19 protein-coding genes are annotated in these 17,098 nt (G+C 44.4%); 8 read left to right on the top strand and 11 right to left on the bottom strand.

Annotated features, from left to right (window positions below; genetic code table 11):
- The coding region (locus IM485_RS02910) for an Rpn family recombination-promoting nuclease/putative transposase (protein WP_287741147.1) at nt 1-376 on the top strand (376 nt) is incomplete at its 5' end.
- A 29-nt stretch (nt 377-405) separates the two neighbouring features.
- Nucleotides 406-564, top strand: coding sequence for a DUF2887 domain-containing protein (locus IM485_RS02915; RefSeq protein WP_464472984.1), 159 nt, complete (start codon nt 406-408; stop codon nt 562-564).
- 74 nt (nt 565-638) lie between these two features.
- Here the strand turns inward: IM485_RS02915 and grrA are convergent, their stop codons facing one another.
- The 3 genes from grrA to IM485_RS02930 form a co-directional block, all read right to left on the bottom strand.
- The gene (gene grrA / locus IM485_RS02920) at nt 639-1,013 is read right to left on the bottom strand and encodes a GrrA/OscA1 family cyclophane-containing rSAM-modified RiPP (protein ID WP_104395516.1); all 375 of its coding nucleotides are present in this window, start codon (nt 1,011-1,013) and stop codon (nt 639-641) included.
- 14 nt (nt 1,014-1,027) lie between these two features.
- Complete coding sequence (gene grrP / locus IM485_RS02925) at nt 1,028-1,927, bottom strand: extracellular substrate binding-like orphan protein GrrP (protein ID WP_104395517.1); 900 nt, start codon at nt 1,925-1,927, stop codon at nt 1,028-1,030.
- Nucleotides 1,928-2,015: 88 nt separating this feature from the next.
- Entirely contained in the window at nt 2,016-3,185 is a 1,170-nt protein-coding gene (locus IM485_RS02930) for a PQQ-dependent sugar dehydrogenase (protein WP_287741152.1), read from the bottom strand.
- Nucleotides 3,186-3,673: 488 nt separating this feature from the next.
- Here IM485_RS02930 and IM485_RS02935 point away from each other — a divergent pair, with 488 nt between their 5' ends.
- A complete protein-coding gene (locus IM485_RS02935; RefSeq protein ID WP_287741155.1) occupies nt 3,674-4,411 on the top strand; it encodes a PEP-CTERM sorting domain-containing protein in 738 nt (245 codons plus the stop codon).
- A 674-nt stretch (nt 4,412-5,085) separates the two neighbouring features.
- Here IM485_RS02935 and IM485_RS02940 read toward each other — a convergent pair.
- The 6 genes from IM485_RS02940 to IM485_RS02965 form a co-directional block, all read right to left on the bottom strand.
- Nucleotides 5,086-6,939 carry a peptidoglycan D,D-transpeptidase FtsI family protein gene (locus tag IM485_RS02940; protein WP_287741158.1) on the bottom strand — a complete coding sequence of 618 codons (1,854 nt, stop codon included), beginning with the start codon at nt 6,937-6,939 and terminating at the stop codon, nt 5,086-5,088.
- Nucleotides 6,940-7,110: 171 nt separating this feature from the next.
- Complete coding sequence (locus IM485_RS02945) at nt 7,111-7,632, bottom strand: hypothetical protein (RefSeq protein WP_104395521.1); 522 nt, start codon at nt 7,630-7,632, stop codon at nt 7,111-7,113.
- Between the two features lie 139 nt (nt 7,633-7,771).
- Nucleotides 7,772-9,136 (bottom strand): GTP-binding protein, encoded by a 1,365-nt coding sequence (locus IM485_RS02950; RefSeq protein WP_104395522.1) that lies wholly within the window; start codon nt 9,134-9,136, stop codon nt 7,772-7,774.
- 12 nt (nt 9,137-9,148) lie between these two features.
- Nucleotides 9,149-9,298, bottom strand: a complete 150-nt coding sequence (locus IM485_RS02955) for a hypothetical protein (protein ID WP_287741162.1) — start codon at nt 9,296-9,298, stop codon at nt 9,149-9,151.
- A 23-nt stretch (nt 9,299-9,321) separates the two neighbouring features.
- Nucleotides 9,322-9,786 (bottom strand): 2-amino-4-hydroxy-6-hydroxymethyldihydropteridine diphosphokinase, encoded by a 465-nt coding sequence (gene folK, locus IM485_RS02960; RefSeq protein WP_287741165.1) that lies wholly within the window; start codon nt 9,784-9,786, stop codon nt 9,322-9,324.
- Complete coding sequence (locus tag IM485_RS02965; protein WP_502882155.1) at nt 9,783-10,553, bottom strand: sirohydrochlorin chelatase; 771 nt, start codon at nt 10,551-10,553, stop codon at nt 9,783-9,785. The genes folK and IM485_RS02965 overlap by 4 nt, the downstream gene beginning before the upstream one ends.
- 235 nt (nt 10,554-10,788) lie before the next feature.
- On the opposite strand from IM485_RS02965, the gene IM485_RS02970 reads away from it, so the two are divergent.
- The 3 genes from IM485_RS02970 to IM485_RS02980 all read left to right on the top strand — a co-directional run bounded on the left by IM485_RS02970 (nt 10,789) and on the right by IM485_RS02980 (nt 12,109).
- Nucleotides 10,789-11,061 (top strand): hypothetical protein, encoded by a 273-nt coding sequence (locus IM485_RS02970; RefSeq protein ID WP_002736556.1) that lies wholly within the window; start codon nt 10,789-10,791, stop codon nt 11,059-11,061.
- Nucleotides 11,051-11,638 (top strand): hypothetical protein, encoded by a 588-nt coding sequence (locus IM485_RS02975; RefSeq protein ID WP_287741168.1) that lies wholly within the window; start codon nt 11,051-11,053, stop codon nt 11,636-11,638. The genes IM485_RS02970 and IM485_RS02975 overlap by 11 nt, the downstream gene beginning before the upstream one ends.
- Before the next feature lie 204 nt (nt 11,639-11,842).
- Nucleotides 11,843-12,109 (top strand): hypothetical protein, encoded by a 267-nt coding sequence (locus tag IM485_RS02980; protein WP_104395524.1) that lies wholly within the window; start codon nt 11,843-11,845, stop codon nt 12,107-12,109.
- On the opposite strand, the gene IM485_RS02985 is transcribed toward IM485_RS02980, so the two are convergent.
- Nucleotides 12,106-13,770 carry a transglutaminase domain-containing protein gene (locus IM485_RS02985; RefSeq protein WP_104395525.1) on the bottom strand — a complete coding sequence of 555 codons (1,665 nt, stop codon included), beginning with the start codon at nt 13,768-13,770 and terminating at the stop codon, nt 12,106-12,108. The genes IM485_RS02980 and IM485_RS02985 overlap by 4 nt on opposite strands.
- A gap of 112 nt (nt 13,771-13,882) precedes the next feature.
- Here IM485_RS02985 and cofG point away from each other — a divergent pair, with 112 nt between their 5' ends.
- The gene (cofG, locus tag IM485_RS02990) at nt 13,883-14,770 is read left to right on the top strand and encodes a 7,8-didemethyl-8-hydroxy-5-deazariboflavin synthase subunit CofG (protein WP_287741171.1); all 888 of its coding nucleotides are present in this window, start codon (nt 13,883-13,885) and stop codon (nt 14,768-14,770) included.
- Nucleotides 14,771-15,244: 474 nt separating this feature from the next.
- Nucleotides 15,245-16,558, top strand: coding sequence for a cytosine deaminase (locus IM485_RS02995; RefSeq protein ID WP_287741174.1), 1,314 nt, complete (start codon nt 15,245-15,247; stop codon nt 16,556-16,558).
- Here the strand turns inward: IM485_RS02995 and IM485_RS03000 are convergent.
- A complete protein-coding gene (locus IM485_RS03000; protein ID WP_104395528.1) occupies nt 16,535-16,876 on the bottom strand; it encodes a DUF952 domain-containing protein in 342 nt (113 codons plus the stop codon). The two genes, IM485_RS02995 and IM485_RS03000, sit on opposite strands and share 24 nt — an antisense overlap.
- Nucleotides 16,877-17,098: the final 222 nt, after the last annotated feature.

Raw genomic sequence — 17,098 nt, forward strand, 5'->3', positions numbered from 1 at the left:
CCAATTAATCACCCTATCTAAAGCAAAAGCGATTGATAGCACCCGAAAATTAATCCAAAGAGTGCGGGAAGAATTAACCCCCGACCAAAAACCGCAAGAACTCTTACAATTAATAGAGACGATTCTCGTTTATAAGTTACCGCTTCTCAATCGTCGGGAGATAGAAACTATGTTTAGTTTAGATGAATTAAAACAGACTCAGTATTTTCAAGATGTGCGCGAGGAAGCGCGTCAGGAAGGTCGCGAGGAAGGCAGACTAAACAAAGCATTAGAGGCGGTCCCTCGTTTGTTAGCCTTAGGGTTAAGCGTTGAGCAAGTTGCATCCGCCTTAGAGTTAGAGGTTGAACAAGTTAGAGCTATACAAAACGGGACATAAAAAATGCGATCACCTTGTAAAATAAAAGCATGAAAACTGACACGATTTTTTATCAACTCTTTCAATCATTCCCCTCTATCTTCTTTGAATTAATTCAACTCCCTATCACCGAAGCGAATAACTACCGCTTTGACTCAGTGGAAGTCAAACAACTTTCCTTTCGTCTTGATGGAGTCTTTCTGCCTTAAAATAATCACCCTAGATTTCATCCTAAAACCGGGGTTGGGACCGGGATAAAGTTATCCCCTCACCCAACCTTAACTTACCAACGATTTAAGAAACCGCCACCATTACCCCAGCGCGGTCGGGAATTAAAGAAACCACCACGGTCAGACCAACCATTGCGCCAGGGCCGCGCATTAACAAAACTACCACCGCGACCATCTACCCAACCACCAGCACGACTATTCCCCCAACCGCGATTGCCACCATCTCCCCAGCCTAAAGCTTGTAAACTAGGATCGGCAGTACCTTCCGGCAGTTGGTTAACTCGTTCGCGTACAGCGCTGGACAGACGACTTAAACGCGCTTCAATGGGATTACCCTCGTCTGAGGCGGCCTGAGCGGTGCTAGTCAGACCGAAAGCAGATAAAGCGAGAAGAAAGCCGACTAAACCGGTTTTATTACTGATATTCACCTGAATTTATGCTCCTATTTGGCTTCTTGGGGATTAATTTGGGCGTGTTCGATAACTTTGAAGGCAAAAAACCCCTTTAATAATTCTGGGGGGATGGGAACCAGGCCTTGACTACCGAACCAGCGATCGATTTGACTAACGGTGGCCCTATCATTGGTGATGTAATCCTGCATCATTTTAACAATGGCATAGTTGACATCATCCAAAAAAGTAGAGTTATTTTCGGGAACCATGCAAGCAATGCCAAAATTAGCTAGAGCTTCTTCGGGGACGATTTCGTAGATTTTAGGGTTATCTCTGAGGATTGTTCCCGCTAAAGAGATGCTATCCCCCGCTATTGCGTCGATTTTACCGGTTTTTAAAGCTTCGATCGCTTCTTCTACAGTGCTGTAGGTAGTAACAATCGTCGCTTGCGGTTGTACTAATTTAATCACATCCACGGCCGCGGAAGTGGGAACCAAGGCGATGCGTTTACCGATTAGGGATTGAGGAGTGGAGAGATTACTACCTTTTTTGGCTAAAATCCTAATCCCAGAAATGCTGTAACTGATGGAAAAATCGACAACTTTCGCCCTTTCCCAAGTAAAAGCCGTACTACAAGCGATATCTATGTCCCCGCTACGAATGAGATTAATTTTCTCTCCGGGTTGATTAGCTTCAATCATTTGCAGGGTGACGGGACGACCGAGACGAGTTTCCAGTCGTTTTCTAATTCGTTCCAACACATCCATAGAATAGCCGACTAATTCCCCCTTATCATCGATGTAGGAGTAGGGAATCGCATCAAAACGGGTTCCTACGGTCAAAAATCCCGTGCGAGCCACTTTTTCCACCACTGTTTCCGCTAAACTTGCACTGGCGAGGAACATAGGTAATATGCAACCCAGTCCCACTAACTGTAAAATTTTCTTCATAAATCGAGTGCTTGCTCCCGTACAAACATAACTATACTAGAATTCGCTAAAAAATCTTCAGGGCTTCCATAATAATTTCTGTGAACTTTTACAAATTAGATGGCGGTTCAAGGCGAATTAATTGACCGTTACCTTCATCGGTGAGCAGGTATAAAAATCCTTCGGGACTTTGACGCACATCCCGCACCCTCTGACCGATGGGAATCGCTTCTTGATTGATAATTTCACCCGATTTATCCACTTCCAGACGACGAATATCCCTAGAAACTAAACCACCGGCGAATAAATTTCCCTGCCAATCAGGAAAGCGATTACCGGTATAAAAGACCAATCCTGAAGGAGCGATCGCAGGTGTCCAAATTGTTTTCGGATCGATCAGACCTAGTCGAGATTTTTCGCTGGAAACTGGGGTATTAGTGCCGTACTCTTGACTGGCAGAAACCACTGGCCAACCATAATTTTTACCCTTTTCAATTAAATTTAATTCGTCCCCTCCTTTCGCTCCGTGTTCTGTTGCCCAGACTCTTTTAGTCATCGGATCAAAGCTGATTCCTTGAATATTCCGATGACCATAACTCCAAATTTTAGAACCCGCAAAAGGATTATCTTTCGGTATAGAACCATCGTCATTGATGCGGATAATTTTACCTAAATGACTTTGCAGATTTTGGGACTGTTTTCTAATTAAATCCCCCGCTAATTGTAGGGGAGGATTACCCCCGTCCCCAATCGCTACCAATAAAGTGCCATCCGGTAGCCATAATAACCGCGAACCGAAGTGTTGAGAGCCGGTTTTTGCCTGGGAAACTTCAAAAATAACCTGCACATCTCGCAAACTTGCACCATCATAAACCGCACGAGCGACGCGGGTACGATTAGCCTCCTGGTCTCCGTGGGCATAAGTTAGATAAATCCAGCGATTTTGGGCAAATTGGGGATGAATTGCCACATCGAGCAATCCTCCTTGTCCGACGGCAAAAACTTCGGGAACTCCAGCGATGGCTTTTGGTTCTAATTTGCCCTCTCTAACCACTCTTAAACGACCGGGACGCTCCGTGATGAGGATTTCCCCGTTAGGTAGCCAAACCATCGACCAGGGATGCTCTAAACCCTCGATTACGGTCACTTTTTGCCATTGATTTGTCTGGGAATTATTCGCCGAAGTTAATACATTTGCACCTTGACAACTGGAGATAATTATGGTGAGCAAAACGCTGGATACTATAGGCGAGAAAATGCGATTAAGAGAAGTAAGCATTAGTTGGTAACTCCCCATACAAATATTGGTCAATTTTCCCCGACTAATCAAGCTCACCCTATTTTAGAAACCGGGCAGTTTTAAGAAACATTTTAGGCGGTTTGACTTCATTGGGCAATGCGCTCTCAACAAGAATTCCTACCCTCGTACCCACCGTTAGCTCTAAGGGAACATCGGGTTGAAGCACTGTCCGATCAAATATAGCTTCGAGTTCTTGGAACATTACTCTTGACAGGCTATGGCCCGTTTCTAGTATAATCTCTTCGGTGTGGAGCCTAAACGTTCAATCTATGTAGTATTCTTAAGTATTTCTATGGTCAATCAATAGACATCTCCAAAAACTTATAAGCGAGTCACAGCAAGACAGGCAGATTAGACCGAGAGTCAAAATTAACTCTAAAGACGGATTGATCAGTGCTTGGTGTTGCTGAAATTTTGAGGTGTTGCTATGATTAATCTAGAATGTCTTCCTTTGGAGTATAGAGGCTATGACTCAAAAAGTATTAGCGAAATTAATTTCTTTTGCTGGTTGCGATAAGCTAGGGTTATTCAAAATAGCGATCGCATCTTCTTGTTTGATGATTGTTCCGCAGGGGCAAGTTAGGGCTGCATCTATTTTCATAGCGAATCATAGCTTTGAAGCCCCGATCGCTCCCGAACAGCTATTGCCAAATCCTCGCGGGTTTTATAGCATTAATAACATCACTGGCTGGTATAGTGCTCCTGCTGACGGTAAGTGGCAGGGGGTTCTCGATCCAACCAAATCTCAAAATCTTACTGGCAACGATTGGTTTTACGGTGGACAACCAGTTCCTGATGGAAATCAAGTAGCCTACAGTAACGGGGGAACTATCGCCCAGACACTTTCCGAAGTTTTGCAACCGAACACGCGATATACTTTGAGTGCGGATATCGGACGCAGAAAGGGTCTTGCCTTTCCAGCCAACAGTATCCGACTTATAGCCGGTAATACTCTAGTATCTAGCAACAGTGTTACTCCCGCTGCCGGAACTTTCCAACGTGTCACCGTTAGCTATACCAGTGGTGACATCGGCGATCCTCTCATCGGTAAGCCATTACAGATTTATCTGTCGTCATGGGGAGACCAGACAAATTTCGATAATGTAACCCTTGACGCTTCTCCCATTCCCGAACCTTCCGCGATATTAGGATTGCTAGGTTTCGGACTGTTGGGAATCGCTTCAAAGTTACGACAAAAACAATAAGTAGTCGTGCAAAATTAATTTCCTAGTCGGGACGGGAAACGGCTTAGATCTGTAATTAATTTTGCTTAGGTACTTAATTTAACCGAATTAGGGGTATCAAGCTTTCCTGCCACTGATTCCCGCAATAAATCTTCTGGAGAGATATCCCTAACCCTCTCAAACTTCTTAAGATTGTTTTGACAATTCCCCCAAAGGAGTTTAGCATCATGATAATAGGAATTATCAGTTAGGTGTGACTAGAATGTGATCTGATAGTCGCTTTTTTACTTTATCAAGCTATCATTCAACACTTCTGAATTCATCCATGACTCTCCCGATTTTATCATTATTGATATAATCGGTTTTTATTTCTTATCCCAATAATTGCTCGATTCCCTTATCTTGAAAAAATTGACTAAATAGGGTTTGCTAAATAAATCTAAAAACCTTGTTGGATAAGACTTTTAGACTTTTTTCCCTTCAAAAAGTGCCAGCCATTGCGGGGATCGGGGGGAAAATTCAGGTACTTCTTCCCTGAAAATTAGGTAATTGACCCCCTCAAAATCGGTAAAACCCTACACCCCAAACCCCACACCCTGCCCCCAGGAAAAACTTTTTGCCGCAAGTCCTAGTTAAACCCCATGTGGAATGGGAGTTACCGGACAATTTAGCGGCTTTTCTCCTCAACACTTAAATTAATCGTGGCGCGGGGGTTTATTGGTCGCAGAACCCGCCGGAACGACCTTGGAGGTGGGGGGGATACCTTTGAGGGAAATGAGCGTATTCATCACCGTTTTTGCCACGGGAGCGGCAACAGTGGAGCCAAAAGTATTGGCACCCTTGGGTTCATCCACCACCACCAAAACCACATAACGGGGCGATTCGATCGGTAAAATCGCGACAAAACTGGTAATTTTGGCGTTAGGTAGATAACCCCCCGTCGGACTAGCTTTTTGTGCGGTTCCCGTTTTACCTCCGATGCGATAACCGGGGATTTGGGCCGCTACCCCCGTCCCTTTGCTGACGACGGTTTCCATCATTTCCACCACTTGCTGGGCCACGGTGGGAGAAAAGACTTTTTTGCTAGGATAATCAGGCTGCCAGTGCAAACGGCCGCGGTCGTCGGCTAATCCTTTGATCACATGGGGAGTCACCAGGGTGCCACCATTAGCCAGCGCACCGTGCAATTGTACTAATTTTAAAGGCGTTAGGGATAAACCTTGACCAAAGGAAGCGGTGGCCGATTCAATGGCATTATCCAGAAATTCTTGTTCGGGTTTGAGATATCCTGATACTTCTCCGGGTAAATCTACGCCAACCCTTTGATTTATTTCCAATCCTAATAAACTTTTATAGAAATCAACTCGTCCCATTTTTTGGGCAATTTGCACCATGGCGACGTTACTAGAGGTTTGCAGAACTCGGGCCATATCTAGCGCCCCATAACCCTGTTTAGAGGCATTTTTAATGGTCCAGGGACCGACAGTAATTGCCCCCGGATCATTGACTACCGTATTAGCTTTAATTGCCCCCGCTTCCATGGCCATGGCGACAATAATTGGTTTAAAAGTTGACCCTGGTTCGTACTGATCGGCTACGGTCCAATTTTTAAATAGAGCCACATTGGCTTTATAGTATTCATTGGGGTTAAAAGTTGGCTCACAAACTAGGGCTAAAAGAGAACCATCAAGGGAGTCCATGACGATGACAGCCCCTCGTTTAGCATTAAATTTTTTTAGCTGTTCTCGTAGGGCTGTGCGGGCGGCTCTTTGTAGTTTTAAATCGAGGGTTACTTCTAACTGTAATTCATCAAATTGAAAGATACCATCGGGAACAAAAGCTGGTAAAATTCGCCCGTCTCCCATGCGTCTTGTATTGACAGAAAAAGGGTCTCTTTCTAATAACTGACTGGAACCTCTTTCTAATCCTGCCTGGCCACGATGTTCTTTATCTACATAGCCAATCACGTCAGCTGCCACATCGTCTTGGGGATAATAACGAGCGTATTTTTCCTCTAATTCTACACCGTCAAGAGATAATTGTTTTAAGCCCCTAGCCACGGATTCGGTTAATTGATTGGCTAAACGAATTCCTGTTTCTTTTTCTTTAAATCTTTGAATCAGTTGATTAGTAGGAATATTTAATAAAGGAGCTAATTTATCAGCCACTTCTGCCGGGGAAATAGCAAACAGTTTTGGGTGTACATAAAGAGTATAAATCAAGCGATCGGTTGCCAAAACATTACCATTACTATCGACTATAGCCCGTCGGGGAATATAGGGTCTAATACTGGTGGTTTGCTGTTGTCTGGCTCTTTTTTGCAATTCCTGTGCTTGTACTATTTGCAACTGGTACAATCGCCAAGCTAACCCCAAAATACCCATGACTAAAATCAACCACACCACCACTAATCGCCCGTTACTCAAAGGCAATTTTTTTAACTGTTGTTGCTGTTTTTTGGCGTTTAAATAGGACTTTCTGTCCCGGATCCTGCCAGAGGGCGATCGAGTTTCTTTACCTCTAAATTTGGGTCTTTTTGTATCAGTCATGAGAAGTATCTTTCAGTGATCAGTGAGCAGTGAAAAGTAACCAGTAGTCAGTGATCAGTAACCAGTAATCAGTGAAAAGACAGTAGGAAACTCCTATTTAATACTGCACACTTAAAAACTCACATTTGATAACTGTTAACTTACCCACTGATAACTGATAACTGATAACTGTTAATAGGCACTTCTGGGTCGAGAATTGACGGTAGATTGGGGTTGAGAAGCGGGGGCAGGTTTCAGGTTCGGGGCAGATTTACGCTGTAAAAAGATAGTTTGGAAGGGTTGGGGATGAGTCAATCCCGTTTCGGGTTTTTCTGCTTGTTGAGCTAGTTGATGTTTAAGGGTTTCATTGGTGGCCAAAAGATGGCGCTCGTGACGTTGCAGTGTTTCTAGTTTACCAAATTCTTTGTCCCAAACCTTGGGAATATACACCGTCCAAGCATATATTCCCAGAGTTGAACCCAACAGACAAAAAGTAATCACAGCTACTATTTTTTCTAGGAGGCAAAGGAAACGTAATTGACGCGAGGCTAATTGTTTTTGTGTCGGGGCCACGGGAACTCTCACCACCGATTTAGTCGTCGGTTTTACTGTTGGGGTCGTCTGATTTACTGGTGACTGGGGACGAGGTTGAGTCGGTTGGCTTTTTTGGCGAGAAACGGGAACGGGAATATAGGAATTATGGGCAGCAGACATGATTTTCTCTCAATATTTCTAGCTAGTTGTCGTTGTCAAAAATTAAGTTTCTAAAATTAGGAGTCGGTCATCAGGAGGAAATATTTAATTGATAACTGTTGCCTTTTTTCCTTTTTCCTTTCTACTTTTTCCTTTAAAATCACTGTTCTAGCTCTAGACGTAAACGATATAAGATAGTTTGCGGATGAACTTGAGCGAGAATTTGATTAATCACCGTACTTGGTCCAGATGCCCCCCAACTACAACCGCGTTCTAGATAGATTTTAGCGGCTTTCCCGATGGTATAGGTTCCATAAGCGGCAATTGCTCCCTGTAGGAGAGCGGTACTACCGTAGAGGGTTAAAGAGGTGGGATTTTCAAAAATACTCGCCGCTGCCGCTGCCGTTTTGCCCAAACCGATAATCACAGTGCTGAGGATTTCCCCCACCAGCAACCCCGCACTACTCAAAAGTAGAGTCCGCCAGAGTTGACCAGCTTGGTGACTGGTAATCGGCAAGCCGTACAAACGAGCTAAAGCCCGAACTAGAGTCAAATCGACGATTGAAGCCCCCAGGAGGTCTAAAATAGCGATCGGATTGGCCGCAATCGCTAAAGCCTTATATTTCGCGTATTGCCAAATAATTTCCTCCGCTTGACTGTCCCGGAGTTCTAGGGTTTTTCTAGCGATATTTTCCTCCGCTTCTTGCCCTTGCACTAAAGCATTTAAGGCCAGTAGCGATCGCCCTTCCCGATTTAAAATCGTTAAGAGTTTATCTTGCAGCTCCTCAATTTGGGGGGGAGGGGTTTCCCACTCAGTCACCACGCGCCCATCGGGGTATTCCACCCGGACGGGAATCGGTTGCGGTTCGGCGGCTACCATAACTATCTCATCGCTAGTTAACAAATCTTCTAACGTTTTTTCGTCCCGATTGGTTCCTAATCTCTGTAACTGCTGAAAAATCTGACGGCGATCAGCTTCCGGATAGAGATCAATCTTATTAAACACCAAAATGATCGGTTTTTTCGCCCCGCGCAATTCTCCTAATGCCTCGTATTCAGTCCGGGTAATATCCCCCGCAACGATAAATAAAATCAAATCGGCACTTTTAGCGACTTCTCTGGCCATATTCGCCCGCGCTTCCCCTTCAATCTCATCCAATCCGGGGGTATCGATTAATTCTATCTGAATTTTACCCGTGGCTGGTGTCCAACGCACCGATCGCGGCCAGCGTGTCACCCCGTGCAGGGGGCCGGTTGTCAGGACTTTTTGACCGACTAAAGCGTTGACCACCGAGGATTTACCGCGACTGACTAACCCGAAGGCTGCCACCCGAATCACCGTTTCATCCAGTTTATCCAAGGCCGATTTTAAGGACTGCAAATCCTGTTTAACGGCGGCCTGAAGTTGGGGATCGGGGGGATAATTCCAATGGCGGCGAAAACTGGCATACCAAGTTAAGGCCTGTTGTAAACTAGCCTTAGCCTGATTGTAATGAGTTTCCTCGATCGATGGGGTCTTGGTCACGGTTGATTTTCTTTACTGTTTATTAACGCTGCTGCCTTTATTGTAGAGTTTCGGGGCGGTAACTAAGATGGGGTTATCTGGGGTTAGGGGAGATGGGGACGTGGGGACGTGGGGACGTGGGGACGTGGGGTGTGGGGAGTAGGAGAGATGGGGGAATTTCAACTAAAACCCTAACACCTAACATCCTACTCCGCCAATCCCAATTGGCCCAATAGCTGAAGGATAGTTTTTCTGGTTACGGGATCTCGCCAATCGGGGGCAATTTCTGCCAGGGGAAGCAGCACAAAGGCCCTTTCTCGGCAGCGGGGATGGGGTATCTGTAATTCGGGCGTTTCTAAGATCAGGTCCTCATAAAATATTAAGTCTAAATCGAGGGTACGCGGTCCCCATCTTTCCCGTCGGACTCTCCCGAATAACTGTTCGATTTCTAATAATTTATGCAGTAATTCTAAGGGAGATAAATCCACTTGCACAATGGCGCAACCGTTGAGATAATCGGGCTGAGGCGGCCCGATAGCTGCGGTTTGATGCCATTGGGAATGAGCTTCTAGTTTAATTCCTTTGACTCGCTCTAATTCCCCTAAAGCTTGCCCTAAAATTGTCGCTGAATCTCCTAAATTACTGCCCAGAGCGATCGCTGCCCGCTTCATCCACACCCTTCCTCAACAATAATCTCGGCTAATTCCCCCGTCGCCCCTAAAGATTTACCTAAAAATATATTGACATTTGGATGCTTTTGTGATAGTTCAAAAACTTGGGCTTCGATCGCATCCGTAATTCCACCAGCAAAGAGGAAATAGGGCAGTATAGCGATTTTTTGGCTACCTTGAGCGATTAAACTCTCGATTTGTTGGCATAAACTCGGTTCTATCGACCAATAAGCTGTAATTGCCCCAAAAAACGCCGCTAGATTTTCCACTTCCCGATTACCCCCGGGGCGACGACTACCGTGGGACAGTAAAATGCGGTCTTGGGGGCTTAAATCAGCAAATTGTCGGGATAACAGCGATTTTATCCCCTGATAACTGCCTAAATGGGGCTTTAACTCTAGCTTGATCGGTGATCGCACTTTGGCCACGGCCGCGGGAATATCTTCTTTAACGTGAACCCCCGACAGGAGAAACAGGGGGATAATCTGCAACCGGTTACATCCTTGGCTTTGTGCTTGTTGGGCAAAAGCTTCTATTTGTTGATTGAGAGGTGTTATCGCTAATTCTAGGGCGGCAGTCCCTACTAATACCCGATTATCTGCTTCTAGAACCGCTATAGATCGGCTAAACTCCGATTTACTCGCCAATCTTTCGGCGGGTTGACTAATTTTTTCTTGAACTAAGGCTGCTAATTGTGTCACCGCCATGGCTGGACGCGGATCGCGGCTACCGTGGAAAACCAATAAGTAGGCTGAGGAGGTCTTCAAAGAAATCTTGCCAAAATAGTTTAGTTTTTAGCCTAATACATTTTGTCTCCCTTTAGGCATCAATGCCCCTGATATTCTCAATTTAGCTGGTAAGGGGGAAACGTCCCCATTAGTGGGAAGTGCTACCATTTTACGCAATGTAAAGTGTGAGCAAATCAGCCCGCCGGCTTGAGTTAGTCTAGATGTTGAGGTATAACCTAATTAATCGCCCAACTTAGTCAACGAGGCAGTTAACGTGAAAGTGGAAACAGACAGTAAACAATTACCCTCCTACGAACAACCACCCCTAATAGAAGTGGTAAAATTACCTACAGTTTTATCATCAGAATCTTGCCGGATAGACGCAGCAGAAGATGATGATGATGAACTGGATTGTCGAGGAGTTTTTGTAGTTTCTCATCAACCGAAAATCTTATTTTCCGAAGAAGTAAACATTAAATCTCAGGAAAAATCCACTTGGAAACCTTGTGTTATAATTGATAAGTCTCGAATCGAAGATGATAACTAATGACCTTTGGTATGAGGCGGTAGATGCAAATGTTGAGTTAACCCAAGGGGATATTATTCTTAATTGTCCTGTGGTTCGTTGGGCTTCTAAATCTGTTGAGGTAAGCAATCAAACAGAAATTGAAACCCTTCGATCCTTAGTGGAAGTAGCTGAGATTGATCTGGTTGTTATCACCCAAGGCTGCGACTTAGAAAACAAGAAAGTCAACAATGTCATCCTTTGCCCTCACTTTGCTCTCAGCCAATATCAAGAAAATTGGGAACAGGCCATGAACAATATGAAACAAAATCCTACGGCCAAGGCGTGGGGGAGATATTGTGATGATATTAAAAATGGTTATATATGGAATCTTTCTATGCTCAACGAAGGGGAAATCGGCAACCTAAAATTAACTCATCGAATAGTTGATTTTCATGATGTGTACACTTTACCGAGGACTTTTTTGGAATCCTTCTTGCAAAATAAACAGGAATCTCGACTTCGTTTACGTCCTCCCTATCGTGAACATTTATCTCAAGCTTTCGCTAGATTTTTTATGCGAGTTGGTTTACCTACAGGAGTAAAAAAAGTCTGGTAATAGATAAATCACCTTAACTTTTACCAATAACTACCTATAGGGAAAGATTGGTTTTTTGACGATTCGATAAATCCTATGGTTTCCTATCCACAGTTCCAGTTTTGTTGGTGATTTGGTTCACTTGATAACGAATTATTGCGATCGCTTGCCATTAACTAATTTTCAGCGATAATCTAAAGTCAGAGTCCATCGGGAGATAAGATCATGAACTTTCGTCTAGTTCTATTTTCAGGCCTAGTGACGGCTTTAGTCGGAGCAGGTATCGGTTATGGCATTAGCCGCATTGAACGCAATCCCAGCCAAGTCAACTATAAAAATCCCTATAGCTATCAAATCATCTATGGACGTTATTTGACCGGTGCCGGGGCAGCTCTGGGCTTCTGTGTGGGCGCGGGTTTGCAAATGGTCAAAGAACTCAAAGAAGCCAGAGATAGAGAAATGGGCATCCTAGATGATGGGTCAGAATTCTAGTCTTTTGGGGCTAATTCCTCAAGAATGATGAATTGAACGTGATTAATCGCTAAATCGCCGATGGGAACTTGGGTTTTTAACACCGGTTGTCCTTCACTGAGCATTCGTTCAAAGGGGATATCTTTGGCAATTTCCGTGTGATACCAAGCTAAACCCATAAAGAAACGATTGGGATAGGGACCGCCTTCAAAAATATCATCGGGATTGGACTCCATGGGAACCCAACCGATAGAGGGAAGATAAAATTCCATCCAGACGTGATTGTAATCCGGTTCGAGGGGTAAATTACGTTCGAGGGGATGGGGTGGGCATTTATAGCGTCCTACTGTGCGACAGGCAATACCATTGAGACGACACAAAGCCAATAATAAACCCACATATTCGCCACAGGAACCCACTCCGCGCCGCAGGGCAATATCGGGGGTGTCGATGTTGGGTTTGATGCCGTAGGAAAGCTGATCATAGACGTAGTTACGAATACTATAAACTTTTCGGAGGAGATTGGTTTCCCGACCGATCGCTTCTTCGGCAGCATTGAGGATAATTTCTGTATTCATGGCCAGATCATCATTATCGATCAAATAGCGATCGGGAAAATCGGCGGGTAAGGGGGGTAAATCTTCGCAATCTTGGGGGGTAATTTGGTATTTAATTCCCCACACTTCTAGGACCACTTTCCACCCAAAAATATGACGTTGTTTGGCAGTTATTTGATCGAACTTAAATACTGCCACCCGCTGCCCGTCTTGAATTTCTTCAATAAAAGGCAATCCCACCGCTTCGACGCTGCGAATTTTTTGCCGTGGTGTTTCTAAGGGTAAAGCGATGCGCCATTCCACATCTTTTAGTTCGATATTATAGAGAGGTTCTAATTCCTCGACGTAGGATAATTCAATCAGATAACCATTAGAAAGGGCGTATTTTTTAGCGGGATCGTAGTGAAAATATAGAGGATGGACAAAAGTACGCGGACGATAACTAAGTTCGTAAACCTGTTCGGAATTGGGATTATCGCGGATAAAGGGTTCTTGGAAAGCATAGGCTACATATAGGATATCCTTGCCACTGTTCGCATCGCGATAAAATGCTAATCCCGTCGGTGATTCAAAAGGAGTTATCATGCTAAAAAGCTGTTCTCCCGTGGCGCGATCAAGACAGTAAACCGTTTGTTCTAGGGTATCCGTTAACCAAAGTTCTTCCCCGCGAATGGTGATATTTTCGATGCCGATACCAGGCGCGTACAAACGAGTAATTTCCTGTCCCGATTGGCGATCAAATATAAAGATTTGTCCAGAACGTTGACAAGTGACATAAATTGTGTTACCAGTTACGGCGACTCCGTTAGCGGTGTAGGGAAGACGGGTAAAAAATTTCGGGGTAAAATCTTCGAGAGTGCAGCAGTAGAGATTTTCGCGAGTGGTAAACCAGAGGTTATTTTGATCATCGATTGCCAATCCCGTCGTCCCGACGAATTCTTGCCAGCGATGGGAATTAAGTACGCTTGTATGACCATTATCGAGGACAATTTGGTATAAATAGCCGTTTTTTGCGTCGATAGCGATTAATTTGTCATCTTGAAATACAATTCCGTGCAGAGCCGTGGCGCTAATCGGACGAATCGTTTGACGATGGGAGGGAAGACTGGCAGGATCGAAAATCATAGGAGGAAGCGAAAAGGGAGAGCGTTTTTAAGTGAATAAAACAGCAATTCTCCCCACGATAGCAAATTTTCTCGCCCTTGAATGCTCGTAATGAACTCCAATTCCGAAAAAAATGTCAAGAATTGTCACCTATAGTCCCTCTCATACCCTTGTACCTACCTACGAGTGTTTCAATCGTTGCAGTTATTGTAATTTTCGCAGGGATTTAGGCACTGATGGCTGGTTAAGTTTGGAAAAAGCCAAAGAGATTTTAACTGCTTTGCAGGGTTCGGAAATTACGGAAATTTTAATTCTTAGCGGGGAAGTTCATCCTTTAGCACCCAATCGAGAGTTATGGTTTCGGCATATTTACAATTTAGCAGCATTGGCTTTAAATATGGGTTTTTATCCCCATACCAATGCAGGTATTTTAACTTTTGCCGAGATGGAAAAACTGAAAAATGTCAATCTATCTATGGGCATAATGTTAGAACAAATGACGGTGACTTTATTAAATACTGTCCATCGTCATGCCCCCAGTAAAGTGCCATCCCTGCGCTTAGAGCAGTTACAATGGGCGGGAGAATTAGGAATTCCTTTTACCACGGGTTTATTATTAGGAATTGGTGAAACAGAATGCGATCGCTTAGTAACCTTAGAAACTATTGCCACTATTCATCAACGTTGGGGACATATTCAAGAAGTGATCCTACAACCCTACAATCCGGGTAAAAGAGAACAGTGGCAAAATAATCCTTTTGATCTGCAAAAACTGCCCGATTTGGTTAGGCAAGCCAGGGAAATTTTGCCACCGGATATTGTCATTCAAATTCCCCCGAATTTAGTACCCGATCCTCTTTTTCTTTTGGATTGTTTAGCGGCAGGAGCGCGGGATTTAGGCGGTATTGGCATTATCGATGAAGTTAATCCCGATTACCTCCATTTACACCCCAATAAATTAAAGGAATTTTTAGCAGTTTATGGCTGGGAATTAAAGGCGCGTCTGCCGGTTTATCAGTAATCAGTAATCAGTGATCAGTAATCAGGGAAAAGATAGCACTGTTAATGCCATTTAACACTCCTTACTTAATACCGCATAATTGATTATTATTCATTCTTAATTCTCCTGACGACCGACGACCGAGGCTGCATCTCATTTTTGTAAATCTACCAATTGGGATTTTTACGGGGAAACTCTCGGCTAAGATCGGGCATTACTTCCGAATTTTATCACTCAATCCAAGCTTTTGGGGGGTTCTACCCCCCAAACCCCCCGTTGGGGGCGTGGCGCGGTCACTGAGCGTGTCGAAGTGCCGCCCCCAAACCCCCCGCGCATTAGTTTTTCGGTGGGATGCTTACACGCAGCTGCTGATACATTTGTAATCATCTAAGAGTTACTGATAATTGCTGATTGTCGGTATTCCTGCAAATGTGAGATGCACCGACGACCGACTCCTAACCCTAACAACAATTTTTGATTTTTACCAGAGGTCTTATGATTCCCTCAAGCGAGCGCTACTGGCTCAAAAATGCTCATATTCCCGTTTCCCTCCTAGAAAATGAGGGTTTTTCTCCCCAAACCGCCGAGGGATTAACCTTAGTTAATCTGGAAATTAATGACGGTAACATTAATCGCATCACCTCAACAATCCCCCCCGAAGATAATATTCCCGTTATTGACCTCAAAAAAAAGATTGTTTTTCCTTGCTTTGTCGATATGCACACCCATCTCGATAAAGGTCATAGTTGGCACCGTTGTCCTAACCATGATGGCACTTTTGACAGTGCCTTAAAAATGGTTCTAGAGGATTCCCGACGGGAGTGGCGCTTAGAGGATGTGTATCGTCGCATGGAATTCGGCGTTAAATGCAGTTATGCCCACGGAACCGCCGCTATTCGCACCCATATCGACTCTTTTGGTCAACAGGCACAGATTAGCTTAACTGCTTTGGCAGAATTGCAACGACAATGGGCCGGTAAAATCACCCTGCAAGCGGTTTCTCTAGTTTCCCTTGACTACTATCAAACCTCCGAGGGAGCGGCCTTAGCCGATAAAATCGCCGAATTTGGGGGCATATTAGGGGGAGTAGCCTACACAAATCCCGATTTACAGGCACAAATTGATATTACCTTCAAATTAGCCCAAGAAAGGGGTTTAAATCTCGATTTTCATCTGGATGAAAACGGCGATTCCGATTCTACCTGTTTAGCAGCGATCGCGCGTACTGCCATCAAAGAGCAATTTTCTGGACAAATCATCTGTGGTCACTGTTGCAGTTTAGCGGTACAATCGCCTGAAATAATCCAAGAAACCCTAAATTTAGTCAAAAATGCGGGCATTGCTATCGTTAGCTTGCCGATGTGCAATCTCTACCTACAGGATCGTCAAGAGGAAAAAACCCCTTTTTGGCGCGGGACAACTAAGATAAAAGAGATGAAAAAAGCGGGAATTCCGGTTGCTTTTGCCAGCGATAACTGTCGCGATCCCTTTTATGGTTTTGGGGATCACGATGGTTTAGAAGTCTTTACCCAAGCGGTGCGGATTGCTCATCTCGACACACCCTACGCTGACTGGGTAAATAGTGTCACCCTCACCCCAGCAAATCTGCTCGGATTGCCCCATTTAGGGCGCATTAAGACGGGTCTAGAGGCAAATTTGTTAATTTTCAAGGCTCGCTACTTTAGCGAGCTATTATCGCGACCACAGTGGGATCGCCTCGTGATTCGGCGCGGGTTGAGCATCGATACTACTCTCCCCGATTACCAAGAGTTAGATGATTTAGTTCTAGGAATTGAGCAACTCCTGTAAGGGTTTGACAAAAACCACCGATTCTAGGTTGATAGCACCGTAAATATGGGGAAAGGTCTCTTTTTCTAGCTCTAAAGTGGCATTTTCTGGGTTAGGATGCTGGGGCTGCTCCCATTTGACCGGGGACTGCAATTGTTCGAGAGAAATGGCTAAAACCAGCAAATCTGGCTGATTTTGATAAAAAGCGGCCACAACTTTCGGAATTTGTTCTAAGGTGGAGCAATGGATAAATCCCTCATTTGTTAGGGAATACGCCCGATATTCCCCCATTTCACGAGCTATTTGCCAACCTCTTTCTGTGGTGATGTGATAGATCATCGGTTCGCCTCCTACTGTCACTTTATCCCTAATTTTAGGATATAGCCTGAAGCTGTCAGCAGCCCTCAATTCTCTTAAACTAGGGGTCAGGGAATCAAAGACAAGAAATTTGTCCGACCACTGACCAGAAAAAAATGGCCGATAACGTCCTCAAAATCTCTTGATAGTCTCCTTTTACCTGATATTAACCATTTCCCTTTAAAATGGGCTTACCGAGCCAAT

The organism is Microcystis sp. M169S2, assembly GCF_020245865.1.
In the GTDB taxonomy this organism is placed as follows: domain Bacteria; phylum Cyanobacteriota; class Cyanobacteriia; order Cyanobacteriales; family Microcystaceae; genus Microcystis; species Microcystis ichthyoblabe_A.

Excerpts from the sequence above, each read along its gene's own strand:
- IM485_RS02930 (WP_287741152.1), bottom strand. The coding sequence starts at position 3,185 with ATGCTTACTTCTCTTAATCGCATTTTCTCGCCTATAGTATCCAGCGTT.
- grrP (WP_104395517.1), bottom strand. The coding sequence starts at position 1,927 with ATGAAGAAAATTTTACAGTTAGTGGGACTGGGTTGCATATTACCTATG.
- IM485_RS02995 (WP_287741174.1), top strand. The coding sequence starts at position 15,245 with ATGATTCCCTCAAGCGAGCGCTACTGGCTCAAAAATGCTCATATTCCC.
- IM485_RS02980 (WP_104395524.1), top strand. The coding sequence starts at position 11,843 with ATGAACTTTCGTCTAGTTCTATTTTCAGGCCTAGTGACGGCTTTAGTC.
- cofG (WP_287741171.1), top strand. The coding sequence starts at position 13,883 with ATGTCAAGAATTGTCACCTATAGTCCCTCTCATACCCTTGTACCTACC.
- IM485_RS02975 (WP_287741168.1), top strand. The coding sequence starts at position 11,051 with ATGATAACTAATGACCTTTGGTATGAGGCGGTAGATGCAAATGTTGAG.
- IM485_RS02945 (WP_104395521.1), bottom strand. The coding sequence starts at position 7,632 with ATGTCTGCTGCCCATAATTCCTATATTCCCGTTCCCGTTTCTCGCCAA.
- IM485_RS02940 (WP_287741158.1), bottom strand. The coding sequence starts at position 6,939 with ATGACTGATACAAAAAGACCCAAATTTAGAGGTAAAGAAACTCGATCG.
- folK (WP_287741165.1), bottom strand. The coding sequence starts at position 9,786 with ATGAAGCGGGCAGCGATCGCTCTGGGCAGTAATTTAGGAGATTCAGCG.
- IM485_RS02985 (WP_104395525.1), bottom strand. The coding sequence starts at position 13,770 with ATGATTTTCGATCCTGCCAGTCTTCCCTCCCATCGTCAAACGATTCGT.
- IM485_RS02915 (WP_464472984.1), top strand. The coding sequence starts at position 406 with ATGAAAACTGACACGATTTTTTATCAACTCTTTCAATCATTCCCCTCT.
- IM485_RS02935 (WP_287741155.1), top strand. The coding sequence starts at position 3,674 with ATGACTCAAAAAGTATTAGCGAAATTAATTTCTTTTGCTGGTTGCGAT.
- IM485_RS03000 (WP_104395528.1), bottom strand. The coding sequence starts at position 16,876 with ATGATCTATCACATCACCACAGAAAGAGGTTGGCAAATAGCTCGTGAA.